This is a genomic window from Bowmanella dokdonensis, assembly GCF_017254865.1.
GTDB lineage: Bacteria > Pseudomonadota > Gammaproteobacteria > Enterobacterales > Alteromonadaceae > Bowmanella > Bowmanella dokdonensis.
On sequence record NZ_JAFKCV010000402.1, the window covers coordinates 1 to 284 of the forward strand.

The 284-nt window shown below is 45.4% G+C and carries 1 protein-coding gene; it reads left to right on the plus strand.

The features are described 5' to 3' along the window. A partial coding sequence (locus tag J0A66_RS23070; RefSeq protein WP_206576103.1) for a hypothetical protein occupies positions 1 to 284 on the plus strand: 284 nt, incomplete at both ends.

Genomic DNA, 284 nt, shown 5'->3' on the forward strand with positions numbered 1-284 from the left:
TGGGGCTGTCTCTGGCAGGAGATAAACTGAAAGTAGAAGGCAATCATTTAGGCCAAATGATTAACGCAGAAAAGAGTCTTCTAACCAGACAGGGTGATTTTTCAGACCGTTCGGAATTAGTTGCAAGATTGGTAGAAAAGGAAAAACGCGCGCCGAAGCAGTTGCAGGTTGTATTGAATACGTCTGTTGTGAGGTTCTTGTTTCCGGCAGGCTACGCATCACCACAGCATTTTTATGTGCTGGCTGATCAAATCGGACCTAGAGGCGTAGGTGAATGCACAAAT